At 74.1% G+C, this 20,404-nt stretch carries 18 protein-coding genes and 5 tRNA genes; 7 read left to right on the forward strand and 16 right to left on the reverse strand.

Features of this window, described 5'->3' with window-relative positions; translation table 11 throughout:
• Positions 1-146: 146 nt before the first annotated feature.
• Positions 147-605 carry a hypothetical protein gene (locus ACZ3IG_RS23900; protein ID WP_467434550.1) on the reverse strand — a complete coding sequence of 153 codons (459 nt, stop codon included), beginning with the start codon at positions 603-605 and terminating at the stop codon, positions 147-149.
• A gap of 209 nt (positions 606-814) precedes the next feature.
• Here ACZ3IG_RS23900 and ACZ3IG_RS23905 point away from each other — a divergent pair, with 209 nt between their 5' ends.
• Positions 815-1,339: a DsbA family protein gene (locus ACZ3IG_RS23905; RefSeq protein WP_467434551.1), complete on the forward strand. Its 525-nt coding sequence runs from the start codon at positions 815-817 to the stop codon at positions 1,337-1,339.
• A gap of 21 nt (positions 1,340-1,360) precedes the next feature.
• Here the strand turns inward: ACZ3IG_RS23905 and ACZ3IG_RS23910 are convergent, their stop codons facing one another.
• The 3 genes from ACZ3IG_RS23910 to ACZ3IG_RS23920 form a co-directional block, all read right to left on the reverse strand.
• Positions 1,361-2,185 carry a GNAT family N-acetyltransferase gene (locus ACZ3IG_RS23910; RefSeq protein WP_467434553.1) on the reverse strand — a complete coding sequence of 275 codons (825 nt, stop codon included), beginning with the start codon at positions 2,183-2,185 and terminating at the stop codon, positions 1,361-1,363.
• A 63-nt stretch (positions 2,186-2,248) separates the two neighbouring features.
• Positions 2,249-3,070, reverse strand: coding sequence for an aminotransferase class IV (locus ACZ3IG_RS23915; RefSeq protein ID WP_467434554.1), 822 nt, complete (start codon positions 3,068-3,070; stop codon positions 2,249-2,251).
• Positions 3,067-4,113: a chorismate-binding protein gene (locus tag ACZ3IG_RS23920; RefSeq protein ID WP_467434555.1), complete on the reverse strand. Its 1,047-nt coding sequence runs from the start codon at positions 4,111-4,113 to the stop codon at positions 3,067-3,069. The genes ACZ3IG_RS23915 and ACZ3IG_RS23920 overlap by 4 nt, the downstream gene beginning before the upstream one ends.
• 178 nt (positions 4,114-4,291) lie before the next feature.
• On the opposite strand from ACZ3IG_RS23920, the gene ACZ3IG_RS23925 reads away from it, so the two are divergent.
• The 5 genes from ACZ3IG_RS23925 to ACZ3IG_RS23945 all read left to right on the forward strand — a co-directional run bounded on the left by ACZ3IG_RS23925 (position 4,292) and on the right by ACZ3IG_RS23945 (position 4,752).
• Positions 4,292-4,364: transfer RNA gene (locus tag ACZ3IG_RS23925), tRNA-Gly, on the forward strand.
• Between the two features lie 38 nt (positions 4,365-4,402).
• Positions 4,403-4,476 (forward strand) — tRNA-Cys (locus ACZ3IG_RS23930).
• 1 nt (position 4,477) lies between these two features.
• Positions 4,478-4,549 (forward strand) — tRNA-Val (locus ACZ3IG_RS23935).
• Positions 4,550-4,584: 35 nt separating this feature from the next.
• Positions 4,585-4,656, forward strand: a tRNA-Val gene (locus ACZ3IG_RS23940).
• Positions 4,657-4,677: 21 nt separating this feature from the next.
• Positions 4,678-4,752 (forward strand) — tRNA-Val (locus ACZ3IG_RS23945).
• 59 nt (positions 4,753-4,811) lie between these two features.
• Here ACZ3IG_RS23945 and ACZ3IG_RS23950 read toward each other — a convergent pair.
• From ACZ3IG_RS23950 to ACZ3IG_RS23965, 4 genes are all read right to left on the reverse strand, one after another.
• The gene (locus ACZ3IG_RS23950; protein WP_215168666.1) at positions 4,812-5,096 is read right to left on the reverse strand and encodes a TFIIB-type zinc ribbon-containing protein; all 285 of its coding nucleotides are present in this window, start codon (positions 5,094-5,096) and stop codon (positions 4,812-4,814) included.
• A gap of 100 nt (positions 5,097-5,196) precedes the next feature.
• Entirely contained in the window at positions 5,197-6,129 is a 933-nt protein-coding gene (locus tag ACZ3IG_RS23955) for a phosphotransferase family protein (protein ID WP_467434556.1), read from the reverse strand.
• Positions 6,130-6,392: 263 nt separating this feature from the next.
• Entirely contained in the window at positions 6,393-6,602 is a 210-nt protein-coding gene (locus ACZ3IG_RS23960; RefSeq protein WP_467434557.1) for a hypothetical protein, read from the reverse strand.
• Positions 6,603-6,839: 237 nt separating this feature from the next.
• A complete protein-coding gene (locus ACZ3IG_RS23965; protein ID WP_215168669.1) occupies positions 6,840-7,088 on the reverse strand; it encodes a hypothetical protein in 249 nt (82 codons plus the stop codon).
• A gap of 197 nt (positions 7,089-7,285) precedes the next feature.
• On the opposite strand from ACZ3IG_RS23965, the gene ACZ3IG_RS23970 reads away from it, so the two are divergent.
• The gene (locus ACZ3IG_RS23970; RefSeq protein WP_467434664.1) at positions 7,286-8,803 is read left to right on the forward strand and encodes a serine/threonine-protein kinase; all 1,518 of its coding nucleotides are present in this window, start codon (positions 7,286-7,288) and stop codon (positions 8,801-8,803) included.
• 73 nt (positions 8,804-8,876) lie between these two features.
• On the opposite strand, the gene ACZ3IG_RS23975 is transcribed toward ACZ3IG_RS23970, so the two are convergent.
• The 8 genes from ACZ3IG_RS23975 to ACZ3IG_RS24010 all read right to left on the reverse strand — a co-directional run bounded on the left by ACZ3IG_RS23975 (position 8,877) and on the right by ACZ3IG_RS24010 (position 20,333).
• Positions 8,877-9,689: a TrmH family RNA methyltransferase gene (locus ACZ3IG_RS23975; RefSeq protein WP_467434558.1), complete on the reverse strand. Its 813-nt coding sequence runs from the start codon at positions 9,687-9,689 to the stop codon at positions 8,877-8,879.
• A 1-nt stretch (position 9,690) separates the two neighbouring features.
• Positions 9,691-10,941, reverse strand: coding sequence for a uroporphyrinogen-III C-methyltransferase (gene cobA, locus ACZ3IG_RS23980; RefSeq protein WP_467434559.1), 1,251 nt, complete (start codon positions 10,939-10,941; stop codon positions 9,691-9,693).
• 171 nt (positions 10,942-11,112) lie between these two features.
• On the reverse strand, positions 11,113-15,171 hold the full coding sequence (gene cobT / locus ACZ3IG_RS23985) for a nicotinate-nucleotide--dimethylbenzimidazole phosphoribosyltransferase (RefSeq protein ID WP_467434560.1): 4,059 nt from the start codon (positions 15,169-15,171) through the stop codon (positions 11,113-11,115).
• Positions 15,172-15,515: 344 nt separating this feature from the next.
• On the reverse strand, positions 15,516-16,736 hold the full coding sequence (cbiE, locus tag ACZ3IG_RS23990; RefSeq protein ID WP_467434562.1) for a precorrin-6y C5,15-methyltransferase (decarboxylating) subunit CbiE: 1,221 nt from the start codon (positions 16,734-16,736) through the stop codon (positions 15,516-15,518).
• A gap of 86 nt (positions 16,737-16,822) precedes the next feature.
• The gene (locus ACZ3IG_RS23995; protein WP_467434563.1) at positions 16,823-17,461 is read right to left on the reverse strand and encodes a GNAT family N-acetyltransferase; all 639 of its coding nucleotides are present in this window, start codon (positions 17,459-17,461) and stop codon (positions 16,823-16,825) included.
• 154 nt (positions 17,462-17,615) lie between these two features.
• Positions 17,616-18,443 (reverse strand): MetQ/NlpA family ABC transporter substrate-binding protein, encoded by an 828-nt coding sequence (locus ACZ3IG_RS24000; RefSeq protein WP_467434564.1) that lies wholly within the window; start codon positions 18,441-18,443, stop codon positions 17,616-17,618.
• A gap of 67 nt (positions 18,444-18,510) precedes the next feature.
• On the reverse strand, positions 18,511-19,248 hold the full coding sequence (locus ACZ3IG_RS24005) for a methionine ABC transporter permease (RefSeq protein ID WP_403540908.1): 738 nt from the start codon (positions 19,246-19,248) through the stop codon (positions 18,511-18,513).
• Positions 19,245-20,333: a methionine ABC transporter ATP-binding protein gene (locus ACZ3IG_RS24010; RefSeq protein WP_467434565.1), complete on the reverse strand. Its 1,089-nt coding sequence runs from the start codon at positions 20,331-20,333 to the stop codon at positions 19,245-19,247. The genes ACZ3IG_RS24005 and ACZ3IG_RS24010 overlap by 4 nt, the downstream gene beginning before the upstream one ends.
• Positions 20,334-20,404: the final 71 nt, after the last annotated feature.

Here is a 20,404-nt window from a genome sequence, read left to right on the forward strand (position 1 = left end):
TTCGCCGGAATACATGATCTTCGGTTCGAGTTGTGATCATTTCCGGACGTTTGACCAGCTCACTGTGTCGTTTCAGTGAAACGGGGCCGTTTCGGCGGGACGAGCGGCGCGCGGGGCGGTGGTCCCCCACGGCGGACGGGCGGTCTTCAGATGCCGTGCTTCTTCAGGATGGCCTCGATGTCGCTGAAGTCGTCCTCCGAGCGGGGCTTGCCCGCGGGGCGGGCCGGCGCCGGACGCGGGGCGGAACCGGCGCCCAGTGAGGGCGCCGAGGCTCCCGGAGCCACGGCGTCCTGCCGGGCGGCCGCCCGGGCGGCCTCCTTGCGCTCCTTGCGGGTGGGGCGGGTGCCGCCGCGGCGGCGCTCCACGGCGCGCGTGACCATGAACAGCAGCCACGCCAGGCCCAGCACCGCGAAGCCCGCCCAGGCCATCGGGCTGAAGGCGGTGTCGGCGAGCCACTCGACGACACCGGTCATCACCAGGCCGACGGGGATCAGCGAGTAGGCGGCGACGCGGACCGCCGCCAGGAAGCGCCTGCGGTACGCGGTGATCGCCGCGATGCCCAGGCCGGCCGCGGACACGGCGGAACAGACGGTCTCGGCAATCATCCGGTCCTCCAGGGCTCGGGCGCCGTCGGGCAGGCACTTTCGTCCCTTCCATCCTGCACCGTCCCCACCCGGTGCGGCCATGCTCCGGCCCGACATCAGGGACATCTCCGGGTCGCCTCGGGGGCGTCTCCTGCTCAGGTCCCAGAGCCCGGTGCCCGCCGGCGCGGGCGGGTTTGGGAGGCCGGGAGCGGGGCTGGGACACTGGTCGCATGAGCGACTCCACCCCCGCCGTCCCCGCCACGCCCGTCCTCGACGTCTGGTGCGAACTCCAGTGCCCGGACTGCCGGACCTCCCTGGACGACCTGCGCGCCCTGCGCGCCCGCTACGGGGACCGCCTGGAGCTGCGGCTGCGGCACTTCCCGCTGGAGAAGCACAAGCACGCCTTCGCCGCCGCGCAGGCCGCCGAGGAGGCCGCCGCGCAGGGGCAGGGCTGGGCGTACGTCGAAGCGGTGCTCGGCCGGCTGGCGGAGCTGGACCGCCGGGGGGAGGGCCTCCTCGTCGACGTGGCCCGGGAACTCGGCCTGGACGCCGAGGAGTTCGACACGGCCCTGATCGACGGCCGGCACATCCTGGTCGTCGACGCCGACCAGGCCGAGGGCAAGGCGATCGGCGTGACCGGGACCCCGACGTACGTCATCGACGGCGAGCGGCTCGACGGCGGCAAGAGCCAGGAAGGGCTGCGCGCCCGCGTCGAGGAGATCGCGGACCGGCTGCTGGGCGGGGACCGGGGCTGACGCCGGCCCCCTCGCCCGTGCCTACAGCAGCGGCTTGTAGAAGGAGTACCGGGTCGTCTCGTAGCCGAGCGACTCGTACAGCCGTTCGGCCGGGGTGTTGCCGGCGAACACGTTGAGGCCGAGCAGCCGGCGTCCGGTGGTGATCGTCTGCGCCTCCGCGAGGAGCAGCAGCGACCGGCCGTGCCCCCGGCCCCGGTGGGCGGCGTCGGCCTCGACGTCGTAGACGTACGCGGACTCGGGGTGCAGCGCCAGCCACAGCGTGCCGACCCGCTCGCCCTCGTGTTCCAGCACGCTGAAGAGCATGTCCTCGGTCTCGGGCCCCCGCGGCAGCAGCGTCTCGTGGTCGCGCCGGGACCTGGCGTACGCCACGTCCTCGGGTATGCCCCGCTCGATCCAGGTACGCGCGTACTGCTCGGACTCGTGGGCCCGCCAGGCGTCGAACTCCGCCCGGGTCATCGGCCGCGGACGGCTGTCCGCCGGCAGGGCGGGCGGGGTGTCGCCGAGCCGCTTCTCCATGCCGCGGCTGCGCGGCAGGTAACCGAGCGACTCGACGAGCCGCAGGGCCGCCCCGGCGTCGGCGGGGACGGTGACGGTGAGCTGTCCGCAGCCCCAGCCGCGCGCCACCTCCTCCGCCGCGAGCGCGGCCACCGTGGCCCGGCCGCGCCGGCGGTCGGCCTCGTCGACGCGCAGGTCGTGGATGACGGCGACCGCGTCGCCGAAGGCGGGAGAGGTGCCGAGGTGGACCGCGCCGACGGGACGGCTGTTCACGCACACCTGGTAGTGGCGGGAACGCGTTCCGTCGGCGGCGCGCTGAAGCGGCTCGGTCGGCCGCAGGGTGGTGGTCATCAGGGGTGTTCTACCCCGCGCCACCGCCCGGGTGCAGCCGGATTGACGGTCGGTCCGTGCCGGTCAGGGGTCGAGGTCGGCGCCGGACCGTTCCGCGAAGATCCGCATGGCCTTGGCCGTCACCGGCCCGGGGGCGCCCGGCAGTTCCCGGCCGTCGACCCGGTGCACGGCCTGGACGTCGCGCAGCGTGGAGGTCAGGAAGATCTCGTCGGCGCGTTCCAGGACGTCCAGTGGCAGGTCCGTCTCGACCGCGCCGGTCCACTCGACGGTCAGGGCGCGGGTGATGCCCGCGAGACAGCCCGAGGCGACCGGCGGGGTGTGCAGCTCGCCGTCGAGGACGACGAAGACGTTCGACCCGGTGCCCTCGCACAGCCGCCCCACCGTGTTGGCGAACAGCGCCTCGGAGGCGCCCCGTTCGCGGGCGCGGGCCAGAGCGACGACGTTCTCGGCGTACGAGGTGGTCTTCAGGCCGGTGAGCGCGCCGCGCTCGTTGCGGGTCCACGGGACGGTGATCACGGCTGTGGAGTCCGGGCGGCGGGCGGTGGCGCCGAGGGCGACCAGCAGGGTGGGACCGTGCTCGCCGCGGTCGGAGCCGAGCGGGCCGTGTCCTCCGGTGCAGGTGATCCGCAGCCGGCCCAGCGGCACCGGGTTGGCCTCCAGTACGGCGGCGCAGGCGCGGCGCACCTCGTCGAGGTCGGGCTCCGGCAGGCCGAGGCCCCTCGCCGAGCGGGCCAGCCGGTCCAGGTGCCGGGTCAGGGCGAAGGGCCGCCCGTCCACCGCTTTCACGGTCTCGAAGACGCCGTCGCCCACGGTCAGTCCGTGGTCGAAGGCGGAGACCCGGGCGGCCTCCGCGTCCCGCAGCCCGCCGTCCAGCCAGATCTTCATGTTCCCGGCCCCTCCCCGATCGCTTCGTACCTCCCCGACGCTACCGCGAGCAGCCGGGACGCCTTCAGTTCGGTCTCCCGCCACTCCCGCTCCGGGTCCGAGCCCCAGGTGATCCCGGCTCCGGTGCCGAACTTCAGCAGGCCCTCGGCCCGGTCGATCCAGAAGGTGCGGATGCCGACGGCCAGCTCGCCGGTGCCCCGGTCGGCGTCGACCCAGCCCACGCCCCCGCAGTACGGGCCCCGGGGCACGGTCTCCAGCGCCTCGATGATGCTGAGGGCGCTCGCCTTGGGCGCGCCGGTGACCGAGCCGGGCGGGAAGGTGGCGGCGAACAGCTCCGGCCAGCCGGCGCCGGCCGGCAGTTCGCCCCGTACGGTCGACACGAGGTGCACCAGCCCCGGGTGCTTCTCCACCACGCACAGGTCGGGCACGGTCACGCTGCCGGTCGCGCAGACCCGCCCGAGGTCGTTGCGGACCAGGTCCACGATCATCACGTTCTCGGCGTGGTCCTTGTCCAGGAGGTCCGCCTCGGTGCGGCCGGTGCCCTTGATCGGCCCCGACTCCACCGTCCGTCCCGCGCGGCGCAGGAACAGTTCGGGAGAGGCGGTGGCCACCTCCACCCCGTGCCCGGGAAGCCGGAGGGTTCCCGCGTACGGCGCCGGGTTGCCGCGGGCCAGCAGCGCGGTGAGGGCGTCCACGTCGGCGTCGGGCGGGACGGGCGCGGACAGGACACGGCAGAGGTTGGCCTGGTAGACCTCGCCGGCCGCGATGTGCGCGCGGATGCGGCGTACGGCGCGCGTGTACGCGTCGTGGTCCAGCGAGGACACCCAGTCGCCGGCGGCCGGTCCGCGCCACCGTCCCGGCCGGGGCGCGGGCACCGGCGCTTCGCGGACCTCCGCGAAACGGGCGCAGGTCAGGCGGCCCTCGAAGTCCGCGCAGACGGCCCAGAACCCGCTGGACCCGAGTGCGGCGGGATCGGCCGTGACGTCGAGGAGACCGGTGGCAATCCGGTCGCCGAACCGGGCCAGGGGCGGAAGATCGGACACATGGCCGAGTCTAGGCGGGGTGACCGCGAGGTGACCCGAACGTGTCCTTCCGCCCACCCTGACCAGGCAAGCGAGCGGGGGCAGCGCAGCACGCTGCGCAAACGCGTTTTTGTACTGGCTCCGGAATCCGCTAGAGTTCATCACGTCGCCGGGACGCGCAAGCGGACCGAAACGACAGGCGGACGTAGCTCAGTTGGTAGAGCGCAACCTTGCCAAGGTTGAGGTCGCGAGTTCGAGCCTCGTCGTCCGCTCGCAGGAACAGGGGTTCCACAAGATCCCCTACACTCCTGGTGGAGTGGCCGAGAGGCGAGGCAACGGCCTGCAAAGCCGTCTACACGGGTTCAAATCCCGTCTCCACCTCCAAGGACGATTAGCTCAGCGGGAGAGCGCTTCCCTGACACGGAAGAGGTCACTGGTTCAATCCCAGTATCGTCCACTGGTCCGCAAGGACCTTGATCCGCGAGGATCCCCGCGCGATTAGCTCAGCGGGAGAGCGCTTCCCTGACACGGAAGAGGTCACTGGTTCAATCCCAGTATCGCGCACGCAGTACTCGCAGTACTCCCGGACGATTAGCTCAGCGGGAGAGCGCTTCCCTGACACGGAAGAGGTCACTGGTTCAATCCCAGTATCGTCCACCACCCGGAACCCCCGGCCGTCTCTACGGCCGGGGGTTTCGTCGTCTGCCGTCTGCCAGCTGTCAGCTGGAGAACAGCATGTGGCCGAAGCCCTTGTTGCGGTGGTGGCCGTGGTGGTGGCCGTGGCCGCCGTGCGGGGCGCCCCAGGCGGGGGCCGGGGCGGCGGGGTAGGCCTGCGGGGCGGGCGGGGGCGGCGGGGCCGGCTGGGACCACTGGGCCTCCAGGCGGGTCAGCGACTCCAGCTCGCCGTAGTCGAGAAAGATCCCGCGGCAGCCGCTGCACTGCTCGATCTGGACGCCGTTGCGGTTGTACGTGTGCATCGGTGCGTGGCACTTCGGACACTGCATGGTCGGCTCAACTCCTCGCCGGTAGGTCCTGCTTCGTGTTTCGCCAGGACAGACTCTGTCCGGCTGCGGTCGGTTGCACCCTACTCGGCGTGGCCGTCCCTCAACTCCCGGGGACGCGCGCGGCAACGGAGGCCATGCGCGCGCAGGCGTCGATCAGGGCCCGCTCCACGTCGTCCAGCGGCCGGCCCGCTGCGACCGCCTTGGCCAGGGCACGGGCCGCGGTCTGGGCGGTGAGGGCGCGGGCCGGGACGTCCAGGGCCGGCCAGGGGTCGCCGTCCGGTGGGACGGCCGGGCCGCCGGCGGCGCGGTAGGCGGCCAGGAAGCGGGTCCACTCGTCGGACGTCAGCATCCCGCAGGCGTACCAGGCGGCCGGGCGGGCCAGGTCCCAGGACGGTACGCCCCGGCCGAGGTCGTCGACGTCTATCAGCAGCCACGGGCCGTCGGGCGCGGGGTGCCGGACGAGCTGGCCGAGGTGGAAGTCGCCGTGACACGGGGTGCTGGTCTCCGGCATCGGGGCCGCGCCGCGCGCCCAGGCGGGCAGCGCGGTCCAGGCGCGCAGGACGGGGGCGGTGCCGGGGTGGTGGGGCGCGGTCTCCCGCAGGCGGGCGAGGGCGGCGGCGGTCCTGGCCGGACCGCGCATCAGGGGCAGGGCGGCGGGGGCGGGGGTCCGGTGGAGGCGGGCGAGGAGCGCGCCGGCCGCCTCCCAGGGGGCGGCGTCGGGGTCCTCCGGGTCCACGGGGGTGCCGTACGGCCAGCAGGTCACCAGCCGTCCGTACAGGTCGGCGGGTGCCGGGGCGAGCGGGGGCAGGAGGATGCCGGGGAGGCGGGCGGCGAGGGCGAGGCGGTGGGCCAGCGCCCCGGGGTCGGTGTCCGGGGCGTGCGCTTTGGCGACGACGTCCCCGTGCCGGACGACGGTCCCGTCCGGCCGGTCGGCCAGCGTGGCGGCACCGCAGGAGCGGCAGGCCGGGGTGCGGGCGTGGGCCGTGGCTCTGACGCGGGCGGTCAGGGCGGGGAGCAGGGGGGCCGTCGTCACGGAGCGAGCGTACGGGGTGGGTCCGGCGCGGGGCGGCTCCGGCCTGGGCCGCCCGCCGCGAAGTGCCGGGGGGCCGACGGTGCGCTGTGCCGGTGCCGTTCCGGGGCCTGTTGCGGTCCTGATCGAGGCTTGCGGGCAGGGCAATGCCGGCGCAGCTCCCCAGCTGCGCCGGCATTTGTGCCGTCCGCCGCACCCCCGTCCCCACGGGGTTTCATGGATGGATGTCCCCGCCCGGACCGCTCTTCCGGGCCTGGGGTCGCCGCTCAGCGCCCCAGCATCACACCCACGGACGACGCCTGTGTGGCCACCGTCTCCCACCCGTCGAAGACGAGGAGGAGCAGGGCCGCCAGGGGAAGGGCCATGAGCGTTGCCACCAGTGGGTGGCGACGGCCCTGGCGACGAGTGCGGAACGGGGCGGCGTACGCCCCGCGCTCCCGCGTGCGGACCAGCGTCCGCGGTGCCGTCTGGGCCATGGTCCCTCTCCTGACCTGTTCCGTTGTTGCCTGGCAGCGGCGGGCGTCTGACCTCGGGGGACGAGTGCTGCACCCGCCGCTTGACCTCAAATCTAGGCGTCCGGCCCCCGGCGGGCGTCATGCCCTCGTACCGATTGCCGGGCCTCCCGGAGGATGAGCCCCCACCTGGGCCGTACTCCTGTGGGTGGAGACGACGGCCGGGGTCTCGGGGTCATCCCCCAGGGAGCACACGGCCCCTCACCCGGTCTGTCCCGCTTTCTCCGAGCTGTCCTCCCGGGGCACCGGCTGTTCGACCAGGGCCAGCACCCGGTTGGCCATGAACCGTGCGGTCCGCACCACCGAGCCGTTGCGCGTGACTTCGCTCACCTCCACCACCCCTCGGCGCACCGCCGTCTCCACCCGGCGCCCCGCCCGGCTCGCCACCACCTCGTACGTCCGTGTCGTGTCGCCCGCGTCCACGACTATCTCCACACGATCACCTTTCATGGAGTCAATCCCCCTTCCCCTGCGGTCCGTTGAGACCCCGGCCGGCACCGAATCCGGCCAGTTCGCCCCTTTCCTGACCACCCTTCGATTCTCCCACCCGGCACTGACAATCGATCGGCCCCGGAGGGCGCGGCCTCTGCGCGCGGGCGGCCGTGGAAACGTAAGCTGTGGCTCGTCACAGGGACCGGGCAGCGGGGATGAACATGGCGATGATGCGCCTGAGGCGCGAGGACCCGCGCGTCGTCGGCTCGTTCAGGCTTCACAGGCGGCTCGGCGCGGGTGGAATGGGCGTGGTCTACCTGGGCTCCGACAAGAAGGGACAGCGGGTCGCGCTGAAGGTCATCCGGCCGGACCTGGCGGAGGACCAGGAGTTCCGTTCGCGGTTCGCCCGTGAGGTCTCGGCGGCCCGGCGGATCAGGGGCGGGTGCACCGCGCGACTGGTCGCCGCCGACCTGGACGCGGACCGGCCGTGGTTCGCCACGCAGTACGTGCCCGGCCCGTCGCTGCACGACAAGGTCGCCGACGAGGGGCCGCTCGGCGCGGCCGACGTCGCCGCCGTGGGGGCCGCGCTCTCCGAAGGGCTGGTCGCGGTGCACGAGGCGGGGGTCGTGCACCGGGATCTGAAGCCCTCCAACATCCTGCTCTCCCCCAAGGGCCCCCGGATCATCGACTTCGGCATCGCCTGGGCGACGGGTGCCTCCACGCTCACCCACGTCGGCACGGCGGTCGGCTCCCCCGGGTTCCTCGCCCCCGAGCAGGTGCGCGGCGCGGCGGTCACCCCGGCGACGGACGTGTTCTCGCTCGGCGCGACCCTCGCGTACGCCTCGATGGGCGACTCGCCTTTCGGGCACGGCAGTTCGGAAGTGATGCTGTACCGGGTGGTGCACGAGGAGGCGCAGCTGCACGGCGTGCCGGACGCGCTGGCCCCGCTGGTGCGGGCGTGTCTGGCGAAGGACCCCGAGGAGCGGCCCAGCACCCTGCAACTGTCGTTGCGGCTCAAGGAGATCGCCGCCCGCGAGGCCCAGGGCCTGGCGGACGTACGGCCGCCCGCTCCGCGTGCGGGAGAGGCGGACCGGCCCACGGGGCGGCTCGCCGACACCTACCCGGAGCGTGAGCGGCGGCGTCCGCAGGGGCCCGGCCCCTCGGGCACCCCCGCGCCCCGGGGCACGGGCGGGACGCGGAACACGGCCGGGTCCCGGGGGTCCGGCGGTACGCGTGGGTCCGGCGGGACCCGTGGGTCCGGGGCGACGCGGGGGGTGACGCCGTCACGCGGCGGTTCCGCCCGGGACGGCAGCCCGTCGCGCGGGGGCCCACCGGCGCGGGGCGGTACGCCGGCTCCCCGGCCGGGTGGCGGTACGGGTTCCCGGTCGGGCGGCGGTACGGGTTCCCGGTCGGGGGCGCGGCCCACGCCGGCCTCCCGCAACACCCGGCCCGGCGGCGGTGACGGAGGCCGTCCCGCGCCGCGGAGCGGGGCCGGCCGGAGCGGCCCGCGCACCACGGGAACCGGGCTGCGGCCCGCCAACCCCCGGCTGCTGCGCCAGCGGCTGTTCGTCTTCGTCGTGGTGACGCTGCTGGTGGCGCTGGCCATCGCGGCGGCGCAGGGCTGCCAGGGGCCGTCGCGCGGACTCGGCGACGACCGGCACGGCGGCGGCGTACGGGCGCAGCAGGTACGGACGGACGTACCGGGTCAGGCCGGGCGTGACCCGGTGGCGTAGCCGACTCTGGCGGGCACGGTCGGCGGGTGACGCAACCGGATCAGGCGGAACGCGGCCCGGTGCCGTAACCCGATCAGGCGGGGCGTGGTCGGGTGGCGTAGAAGGCCACGGCGGAGGCGGCGGCCACGTTGAGGGAGTCGACGCCGGCGTCCATCGGGATGCGGACGTGCTCGTCGGCGGCGGCCAGGGCCCCTGGGGTGAGGCCGTCGCCCTCGGTGCCGAAGAGCAGGGCGAGCCGGTCGTGGTCGCGGGCGGCGAGGTCGTCGAGGGTGATGGCGCGGTCGCTCAGGCAGAACGCGGCGACGGTGAACCCGGCGGAGCGCAGGGCCTCGATGTCGTGCGGCCAGGCGTCCAGACGGGTCCACGGAACCTGGAAGACGTTGCCCATCGAGACCTTGACGGACCTGCGGTACAGCGGGTCGGCGCAGCGTGGGGTGAGCAGGACCGCGTCGACGCCGAGGGCGGCGGCGTTGCGGAAGGCGGCGCCCACGTTGGCGTGGTCGACGATGTCCTCGAAGACGGCGACGCGGCGGGCGCCGGGCAGCAGGTCGGCGAGGGCGGGCAGGGGTCTGCGGGCCATCGAGGCGAGGGCGCCGCGGTGCACGTGGTAGCCGGTGACCTGTTCGGCGACGGCCGGGGAGACCACGTGGACCGGGGCGGTGGTCTCCTCGATGACGTCGCGCATGACGTCGACCCACTTCTCCGACAGGAGCATGGACCGCATCTGGTATCCGGCGTCGGCGGCCCGCCGGATGACCTTCTCGCCCTCGGCGATGAACAGGCCCTCTGCGGGTTCGCGGCGGCGGCGCAGGGCGACGTCGGTCAGGTCGGTGTAGTCGTGCAGGCGGGGGTCGTCGGGGTCGGTGACGAGGACGGGTTCGGCCACGTCACGCCCTTTCGCGCGGGCCGGCACCGACGACCGGACCGACACCGACGACCGGGCCGATGACGATGACCGCGGGCGGGCGGACCTCGCGGGCGACGACCGTCTCGGCGACCGTCGCCAGGGTCGCGTCGACGCGGCGCTGGGCCGCGGTGGTGCCCTCCTGGACCAGGGCGACCGGGGTGTCGGGGGACTTGCCGTGCGCGACCAGTGTCTCGGCGATCTTGCCGATCTTGTCGACGCCCATGAGGACGACGAGGGTGCCGGTGAGCTTGGCCAGGGACGGCCAGTCGACCAGCGAGCGCTCGTCGTCGGGGGCCACGTGGCCGCTGACCACGGTGAACTCGTGGGCGACGCCGCGGTGGGTGACCGGGATGCCGGCCGCCCCCGGCACGGAGATGGAGCTGGAGATGCCCGGGACGACGGTGCAGGGGATGCCGGCCTCGGCGAGCGCCTGGAGTTCCTCCATGCCCCGGCCGAAGACGTACGGGTCGCCGCCCTTGAGGCGGACGACGGCCTTGCCCTGCTTGGCGTGGTCGATCAGGGCGTTGTTGATGGCCTCCTGCGCCATGAACCGGCCGTACGGGATCTTCGCCGCGTCGATCACCTCGACGTGCGGCGGCAGCTCGGCGAGCAGGTCGCGGGGGCCGAGGCGGTCGGCGATGACGACGTCGGCCTCGGCGAGCAGGCGGCGTCCGCGGACGGTGATCAGATCGGGGTCGCCGGGGCCGCCGCCGACCAGGGCGACGCCCGGGGTGCGGGTGCGGTGGTGGGGGGCGACCAGGGTGCCGTCGCGCAGTCCCTCGACGACCGCGTCGCGGATGGCGGCGGTACGGCGGGGGTCGCGGCCCTGGGCGCTGGTGGTGAGGACGGCGACCGTCACGCCCTCGCTGTGGCCGGTGGCCGGCGTCCAGGCGGTGGCCCGGTCGGCGTCGTCGGAGCGGACGCACCAGACGCGGTGCCGTTCGGCCTCGGCGGAGGCGGCGGCGTTGGCCTCCGGGTCGCTGGTGGCGATCAGGGCGTACCAGGCGTCGGCGAGGTCGCCGTCCGCGTACGGCCGCCGCGCCCAGGTGATCTCGCCGGTGTCCGCCATCGCCTCGACCGACGGGGTGGCCTCCGGGGAGACGAGGAGGACGTCCGCGCCCGCCGCGACGAGGGCCGGGAGGCGGCGCTGGGCGACCTGACCGCCGCCGAGGACGACCACGCGGCGGCCGGTCAGGCGGAGGCCTACGGGGTAGGCGGGGTGTTCGGCCATGAGGGTGCGGCTCCTCGTCCTGGCGGGGTCCTGGCTCGGACCCTGGCGGAGGTCCTGGCAGGAGGGTGCGTACGGTGGGCGCTGCGGCGCTGGAGCTGCCCTGACGTGCGATTTTACGCAGTCGGCCGGGGCGGCGGCGAGTGACCGCCGCCACCCCGGCCGTACTCCGGGCTACTTCTCGGTGACGCCCGCCGAGTCGAACGTCGCGACCTCGTGCATGGCGCGGGCCGTGCTCTGCACCATCGGCAGGGCCAGCAGCGCGCCGGTGCCCTCGCCGAGGCGGAGGTCGAGGTCGACCAGGGGGCGCAGGCCCAGCTTGTTGAGCGCGGCGACGTGGCCGGGCTCGGCGCTGCGGTGACCGGCGATGCAGGCGGCCAGCACCTCGGGGGCGACGGCGCGCGCGACGAGGGCCGCGGCGCCGGCGCTGACGCCGTCCAGGATGACCGGCGTACGCAGCGAGGCGCCGCCGAGCAGCAGGCCGACCATGGCGGCGTGCTCCAGGCCGCCGACCGCCGCGAGCACGCCGATCGGGTCGGCCGGGTCGGGCTGGTGGACCTCCAGGGCGCGGCGGACCACCTCGGTCTTGCGGGCGAGGGTCTCGTCGTTGATGCCGGTGCCGCGGCCGGTGACCTCGGCCGGGTCGGCGCCGGTGAAGACGGAGATCAGCGCGGCGGACGCGGTGGTGTTGGCGATGCCCATCTCACCGGTGAGCAGTGCCTTGTTGCCGGCGGCGACCAGGTCGCGGGCGGTCTCGATGCCGACTTCGATGGCCCGCTTGGCCTCCTCGCGGGTCATCGCGGGGCCGGTGGTCATGTCGGACGTACCGGGGCGGATCTTGCGGGGCAGCAGGCCGGGGGTGGCGGGCAGGTCGGCGGCGACACCGACGTCCACGACGCACACCTCGGCGCCGACCTGGGTGGCGAAGGCGTTGCAGACCGCTCCCCCGCCGAGGAAGTTGGCCACCATCTGGGCGGTGACCTCCTGCGGCCAGGGAGTGACGCCCTGGGCGTGCACCCCGTGGTCGCCGGCGAAGACCGCGACGGCGGCGGGCTCCGGGATCGGCGGCGGGCACTGCCGGGACAGACCGGAGAGCTGGGCGGAGATGATCTCCAGCATGCCGAGCGCGCCGGCCGGCTTGGTCATCCGCTTCTGCCGCTCCCACGCCTCGCCGAGCGCCTTGGCGTCCAGCGGGCGGATCTGGGCGACGGTCTCCGCGAGCAGGTCGTGCGGCTCCTCGCCGGGCAGGGCGCGGCGGCCGTACGTCTCCTCGTGCACGACCCAGGACAGCGGGCGGCGCTTGGACCAGCCGGCCTGCGTCAGCTCGGGCTCGTCCGGGAACTCGTCGACGTAGCCGACGCACAGGTAGGCGACGACGTCGAGGTGCTCGGGCAGGCCGAGGGCGCGGACCATCTCGCGCTCGTCGAAGAAGCTGACCCAGCCGACGCCGAGGCCCTCGGCGCGGGCGGCGAGCCAGAAGTTCTCGACGGCGAGCGCGGAGGAGTACGGCGCCATCTGCGGCTGGGTGTGCCGGCCGAGGGTGTGGCGCCCGCCGCGCGTCGAGTCGGCGGTGACGACGATGTTGACCGGGGTGTCGAGGATGGCCTCGACCTTGAGTTCCTTGAACTGCTTGGCGCGGCCCTTGGGGAGCGACTTGGCGTACGCCTCGCGCTGGCGCATCGCCAGCTCGTGCATCGTGCGCCGGGTCTCGGCGGAGCGGATGACGACGAAGTCCCAGGGCTGCGAGTGGCCGACGGACGGGGCGGTGTGGGCCGCCTCCAGGACGCGGAGCAGTACCTCGTGCGGGATGGGGTCGCCGCGGAAGCCGTTGCGGATGTCCCGGCGTTCGCGCATGACCTTCAGCACGGCCTCGCGCTCGGCGTCGTCGTAGGCGGGTGCGGCCGGTCCGGTGGGCTGTCGTACCGCTTCTGCCACGGGGGCCGTGCTCACTGCCTGTGCGTCTTCCTGGTCTTCTTGTGCGTCGGCCCGGGTGTCCAGGTCGTCCGCGTGCTGTACGGGGTCGGGCGCGGCCGGCGCCGGGTCGCCCTCGCGGGGGGCGGGCACCAGGACGGCGGGGTCGGGGGGCTGGACCTGGCCGTCGGCTTCCTGTTCCGTCTCCGGGGCGGGCGGCGGACCGGCGGGGGCCGCTTCCTGGGGCCCGGGCACGGCCGACTGGGGTCCCTGGGCGTGCTGCGGGGCCGTGGCCACCGGTTCCTGCTCCGGGGCGGACTGGGGGGCGCCCTCCACTGTGTGCTGCTCCTGGACGAACTGGGGGCCCGGGACCGGAGCCGGGGGCTGCGGAGCCTGGGCGGGTGGTGCGGGCGGTGCGGACGGTACGGGTTCTGCGACGGGTGCCTCGGGGGCGACGGAAGCGTCGGGGGCCGGCTGGGCGGCGTAAGGCTGCTGCGGGTCCGGGGTGGTCTCCGGGTGCGGCCACGGCTGCGGCGCAGGGGGGTGCGGCGGGGTGGCCTCGGCCGGGGCGAGGTGCTCGGCGCCGGCCGGGGCGGGGGGCTCCGGGACGATCGGGGCGGGTGCGGGTGCGGGTGCGTCGGGGCCGTCCGTGGCCGTTGCGGGCGTCTGCTCCGGGGTGGGCCACTGCTGTACGGGCTCCTGCGGAGCGGGCTGGGGCTGCGCGTCGTCCACCGTCACCGCCGCGTCCGGTGCGAGGGGGGCGACGGCTGTCTGCTCCGGGGCGGGCTCCACGGGTTCCCCGGGGACGGGGGCCGCCTCCGGAGTGGCGGGGGCGGCGGGCGGTGCCTCGGAGGTCTGGGGGGCCTGGGGGGCGGGGGTGTCGGGCAGTGGAGCGGCGGGGGCGGGTACGGCCTCGGGGGGCGCTACGCCTTCGGGGGCGGCGGTCGCCTCGGGGCCGGGCTCGGTGACAGGTGCCGACGCGAGGTCGGGGGCGGCCACGGGGGGCGCTACGCCTTCAGGGGCGGCGGTCGCCTCGGGGCCGGGCTCGGTGACAGATGCCGACGCGAGGTCGGGGGCGGCCACGGCCACGGGCTCGGGCTCGGGCTCGGGCTCGGGAGCAGCCTCGGATTCGGGGGCGGCCGTGACGCCAGGTTCGGCGGCAGTCCCAGATTCGGCGGCAGCCCCGGAAACCTGGTCCGCGTCGGTGCCGCTTGCCTCCGGCTCGTCCGGCGTCCGGACCTCCTGGGTCGCCGGTGCCTCAGCGGTCTCCGGCGCCCGCGTCTCCACCGGACCAGGCACGTCGGAGCCCTCGCCCGCCACCGGGCCGGGGACCGCAGGCACCCGCTCCTCCACGGAACCGGGCACCTCGGTCACCTGCCCCGCCACGGAGTCAGGAGCCTCAGCCCCCTGCCCCTCCGCGGCACCGGCCGCCTCGGCCGCCTGGCCCTCGACAGGACCTGGCACCTCCGACGCCTCCGGCACCTCCAGTGCCTCCGCCTCTGAGGAACCAGGCACGTCCGGACCGGGCACCCCCGCCTCCGAAGGCTCGGCGGCGGCCTCGGGTGCCCCCGTAGCGGGGGTGCCGGGCGTCTCTGTGGGCGCGGTCACCGGCTCCGGAGCCTGCGGGTCCTCCGCCTCGGGCACCTGGCCCGCGCTCTCCTGCGCGTCGGCCTCGGCGGAGACCGCACCGGCCTCCGCACCGGCCTCCGCACCGGCCTGCGGCGCGTCCTCCGGCTGCTCCGCGGAGGGCTCCGCCTGGGTCGCCACCCGGGCCACGACGGCCTGCGCCACGCCCGCCACGCCCGCCGGACCCGGTGCCGGGGCAACCGTTTCGGCGGCCCCCGCGACGGTGCCCACTCGGGGCTGGGGCGCCGCCGTCTGCGACGGGTCGAGGTACTCGGGGCCGGTGGCCGGGGGGCCGGCGGGCCGGTTCGGCGCCACGGCCGGGCCGCGGTCGGCGAGGGAACGGACCGGGCTCGCGGAGGCGTCGGGGATCGGCGGGCCGAGGTGCAGGGGCCGGCGCGGGGCGACCGGGGCCGGGCCCGGCGAGCGGACCGCGCCGAGGTCGAACGCGCCGCTGTCGCGGCCGGACGTCTCGTGCGGTTCGGGCTCGTGGACGGCCTCGACGACGGGCTCCGGGGCGGGCGGCGCGACCTCGTTGCCCCAGGCGCTCTGGGCACCGGGCAGCAGCAACAGGTCCTCGTCCTCGGCGGTGGTCTCGGAGAGGTAGGTGTACGCACCCGGCGCGGCAACGCCCGGCTGCTCCACCATGCCTGCGTTCTCCGGCAGCCCCTCGCCCGGGATCTGGCCGGTGTCGGTCATGCGTACCCCTCGCCCATCGGTTAGTGCTCCTACGACCAGCTCACCCGGAACGGCGCACCGACCGCTCCGTAGTGAAGAACGAGCGTGCGTGCCCAGCGGCACGAACGACCCGCCGGAAAAGGCGACAAAGCCATTGAGTGGCATTCTCGCGGTCGTTCGCCCGCCACGACAGCTTGATCCGCGACGGGCCGCTGTGGACTGCGCCACGTTGCGCGCCCTCAGCTTCGCCGTACCACACCCCGCCCAAAACGGTCGGGTTTTCCGGACATTGACCGACGAAGCGCCGGGTGCCCGAGAGCGGTACAACGATCGGCCAGCCTACCGCGCGCGGTACGACAACCGGATCACGGGGCGCGGTCCTCCCGCTCCGGCAGGACGCCGCTGAGCAGGAACGCGACGCTCCGCTCGGTCTCCGTCCAGGCGCGGGTGTCGAGTCCGACGGACTGGAGCAGGGCGCACTCGACGCGGAAGCCGTGCTCGGTGAGGTCCCGGCCGACGAGTTCGGCCTCGTCGCGGGTGGCGGCGTGGGCGACGATGCGCTGCGGACGGCGGTCGGCCACCGCGGAGACCACGGCCGCTCCCCCGCCGCCGACACGGACGACGTCCGGTTCGGGCAGGTCCTCCAGTACGTGCGGGGCGGTGCCCTGGATGATCTGGAGCTGGACGCCGAAGCGGCGGGCGGTGGCGTCGGTGCGGGCGCAGGCGGCCAGGTCGCGGTCGACGGCGATGACCGCGGCGCCGCCGCGGGCGGCCTCGGTGGCGAAGGCGCCGCTGCCGCAGCCGATGTCCCAGACGAGGTCGCCGGGGCGGGGGCCGAGCCGGGCGAGCTGGGCGGCGCGCAGCAGGTCCGTCTCGCCCTCGCCGAGTCCGCCGCCGTACGCCTCGGCGGGCAGGGACCAGCCGCGCGGACCGGTGGCCGGGTCGCGTCCGGCGATCCAGCCGGTGCCGTCCGCCGTGCCGGGCGAACCGCCGATGACGATGACGACGTTGGGGTCCCGCCAGGTGTGGTCGGCGGCCTTGTCGGAGGTGACGACGGCGACCCGCTCCCGGGTGGTGCCGAGTTCCTCGCAGATGACGAAGGTGCGGTGCACGCCCTCCAGCAGCAGGCCGAGTTCGGCGGGTCCGGCGCCCGGGGAGGTGAGGACGGCGACCTTGGTGTGGGCCCGGCAGACGTTGACCGCGCGCCGCAGGGTGCGGGGGTGGGCGACGACCACCTGGGCGTCGTCCCAGGGCATCCCGGCGCGGGCGAAGGCGGCGGCGACGGCGGAGACCGCGGGGACGACCTCGACCTCCAGGCCGAACTCGGGTGCCCGCAGGGTGCGTACGACGCCGAAGAAGCCGGGGTCGCCGTCGGCGAGCACGACCGCCGTGCCCCGGTGGGCGGCGATGCGGCGGGCGGCGAGGGCGACGCTGCCGAGGCGGACGCGCTCGGCGGCGGGGGGTACTTCGGGCAGCGCCAGATGGTGTCCGGCACCGGCCACCAGGGTGGCGGCCCCGAGGGCGGAGCGTGCCGCGGCGGTCAGCGGCGAGCCGTCCCAGCCGATCACCGTGACGCGGTCGGCCATCGTCGTCAGTCTCCAGGTTTTCGCAGGTCGTGGTAGAGGGCTGGTCCCCGAGGGAGCTCAGTGAGCGTACCCGCCGACGGAGCGGGTCAGCTCCAGTCGGTGAAGGTGGTGAAGCCGGTGTCGGCCAGGTGCTCGGCCGCGCCTTCGAGGTCCTCGGGCAGCAGGCTCCACACGATGAAGTCGGTGCGTACGTCGGACCAGGTGCCGTCCTCGGCGCGGACGTGGGCTATGCAGGCGTTGCGCAGGACGCCCTCGCTGATGCAGCCGATCTTCTGGGCGACCTGCTGGGAGGCGGTGTTGTCGGCGGCGGTGCGCAGTTCGATGCGTTCGAGTTTCTGGTCGCCGAAGAGCCACTGGGCGGTGGCGAGCGCGGCCTCGGAGGCGTAGCCCTCGCCGCGCGCCCAGGGGGCGACGATGTACGACAGCTCGGTGGAGCGTACGTGCCAGTTGGTCCTGGTGAGCTGGACGATGCCGACCAGGCGCTGGGTGAGGAACTCGGTGACGGCGAGGTCGAGTCCGCGGCCGGCCGCGCGTTCGGCGGGAGCGTGCTCGGTGATCCAGGTGCGGGCGCCCGCCTCGCTGAAGGGCTGCGGGACGTCGGTCCAGGCGCCGACCTGTTCGTCGTTCATCATGGCGGCGAGGGCGGGGACGTCGTCCTCGTCGAGGGGACGCAGCACCAACCGCTCCGTGCTGATGGAGATGTTGGGGAAGGTGCTGCTCGTCATGCGCCGCTCCGTAACCTTCGAACCGTCGAAACCGTCAGGGCCTCACCGTCAGGGGCCTCACTGAACTGCCCAGCATGCAGCATGCGGCCACGGAACCGCACCACGGGGTCGGCTCCGGGCAGGAGCGGACCCCGTGGTGCGGGTGCCGGCGGGATCAGAAGGAGGCGATGACGGAACCGGAGTAGTTCTCGTCGATGAACTTCTTGACCTCGTCGGAGGTGAGGAGCTCGGCGAGCTTCTCGACCCGCGGGTCGTCCTCGTTGCCCTCCTTGACCACCAGCAGGTTGACGTTCGGGTTGTTCTCGGCGGACTCCAGGACCAGCGCGTCCTCGGCCGGCTTGAGGTCGGCCTCCAGCGCGTAGTTGCCGTTGATGACGGCGGCGTCCACGTCGTCCAGGGAGCGCGGGGTCTGGGCCGCCTCCAGCTCCTTGAACTTGAGGTCCTTGGGGTTCTCGGTGATGTCGGCGGTGGTGGCCGAGGTGCCGACGCCGTCCTTGAGGGTGAGCAGCCCGTTGTCGGCCAGCAACTGGAGGGCGCGGGCCTCGGTGACGGTGTCGTTGGGGACGGCGATGGTGGCGCCGTTCTTGAGGTCGCTCGCCTTGTCGGCCTTGTTCGAGTACAGGCCGAGCGGCTCCAGGTGGACGGAGGCGACGGACTTCAGGTGGGTGCCGTTCTTCTTGTTGAAGTCCTCCAGGTACGGCTCGGTCTGGAAGTAGTTGGCGCCCACCGAGCCGTCCTCGGTCGCCGTGTTCGGCGTGACGTAGTCGGTGAACTCCTTGACCTCCAGGTCGAGGCCGGCCTTCTTCGCCAGGTTGTCCTTGACGTAGTTCAGGATCTCGGCGTGCGGCACGGGCGTCGCGGCGACGACCAGCGGGCCGGAGGTGTCGGAGGCGGAGTCGCTGCCCGAGCCGCAGGCGGTGAGCCCGAGAGTGAGGGCTCCGGCGGCGAGGACGGCGGTGGTGAACTTGGCGGTGTTACGCACGAAAAGTGCCTTTCCTTCAGGGTGGAGCGGCCCCGGGTGAGGGGCGTTCTTGGGGACGGGCGCCGGGTCAGGCGACCTTGCTGATGTCGGCCGCCGCGGGCTCCTTCGCCTTCAGCAGCCTCAGCTTCGGGCCGGGACCGGAGCGGGCGCCGCGCCGGTGCAGGGCTCGGGCGGCGTAGTCGCCGGCGAACTGGATGACGGAGATGGCGACGGCGAGGACCGCCACGGTGATCCACATCAGGCCGGTCTCGAAGCGCTGGTAGCCGTAGCGGACGGCGAGGTCGCCGAGCCCGCCGCCGCCGACGGTGCCGGCCATGGCGGAGTAGCCGATGAGGGCGATGACCGTGGTCGTGGTGGAGGCGATCAGGGAGGGCAGGGCCTCGGGGACCAGGACCTTGCGGACGACGGTCCAGGTGTTGCCGCCCATCGCCTGCACGGCCTCGACCAGTCCGCCGTCGACCTCACGCACCGCCGTCTCGACCAGCCGCGCGAAGAACGGGATGCCGCCGATGGCCAGCGGCACGATCGCGGCGGTGGAGCCGATGGTGGTCCCGGTGATCCAGCGGGTGAAGCTCATCAGGGCGACCATGAGGATGATGAACGGCATCGAGCGGGCGATGTTCACGATCTGCCCGAGGACCTTGTTCACCGGGGTGCTCTGGAGCAGGCCGCCCCGGTCGGTGAGGACCAGCAGGACGCCGATCGGCAGGCCGGCGACGACCGCGATCAGGGTCGACCAGCCGACCATGACCAGCGTCTCCCGACACGCCTGCTCCAGCAGGGGCTGCATCTCGGACCAGGTCATCGCGCACCTTCCTTCACCGGTTCGGAGCCGTCCACCACGTCGATCTGGAGGCCCTGTTCGCGCAGGAAGCCGACGGGCACGACGTTGTCCTCGTAGCGGCCGGGCAGTTCGATGCGCATCCGGCCGACCTGGAGGCCGCCGACGGTGTCGATGGCGGCGCCCAGGATCGATATGTCGATGTTGTAGGTGCGGGAGAGCTGGGAGATGACCGGCTGGGTGGCGGCCTCGCCCTGGAAGGTGACGTCGACGACGGTGCGGTCCTGGCCGGTGCGCTCGCCGGTCACCGGGAAGAGCGCGGCGGCCAGCTCGGAGTCGGGGGTGGCGAGCAGTTCGCTCACCGTGCCGGACTCGACGATCCGGCCCGACTCCATCAGGGCGGCCGAGTCGCAGATGCTCTTGACGACGTCCATCTCGTGCGTGATGAGCAGCACGGTCAGGCCGAGCTGCCGGTTCAGGTCGCGCAGCAGCTGGAGGATGGAGCGGGTGGTCTCGGGGTCGAGGGCGCTGGTGGCCTCGTCGGAGAGGAGCACCTTGGGGTCGCCGGCCAGGGCGCGGGCGATGCCGACGCGCTGCTTCTGGCCGCCGGAGAGCTGGGCGGGGTAGGACTTCGCCTTGTCGGCGAGGCCGACCAGGTCGAGCAGTTCCAGCGCCTTGGCGGAACGTTCCTTTCCCGACTTGCCGAGGATTTCCAGCGGCAGCTCGACGTTGTCCTGCACGGTCCGGGTGGAGAGCAGGTTGAAGTGCTGGAAGACCATGCCGATACGGCTGCGCGCCTGCCGCAGTTCCCTGCCGGCGCGGGGCCCGCGGCCGGCCAGGGCGGTGAGGTCCTGTCCGGCGACGGTGACCGTGCCGGAGGTGGGGCGCTCCAGCAGGTTGACGCAGCGGATCAGCGAGGACTTGCCGGCGCCGGACTGGCCGATGACGCCGTAGACCTCGCCTTCGCGGACATGCAGATCGACGCCGTCGAGGGCGGTGACCTCACGACCGCGTGAGCGGTAGACCTTTGTCAGGCCGGAGGTGGTGATCACGTGGGTTTCCGTCACTGTCGAGTGCGCGGGCGCGGGTGGGCCCGGGCACGGGTGCATGCGGTTCGAAGGACGCGGCACGGTTCTCGCGGTGGCGGTGGAACCGACAGGAGACATGTGCGCGCGGCCGG

Source organism: Streptomyces sp. NPDC016677, from assembly GCF_055562815.1.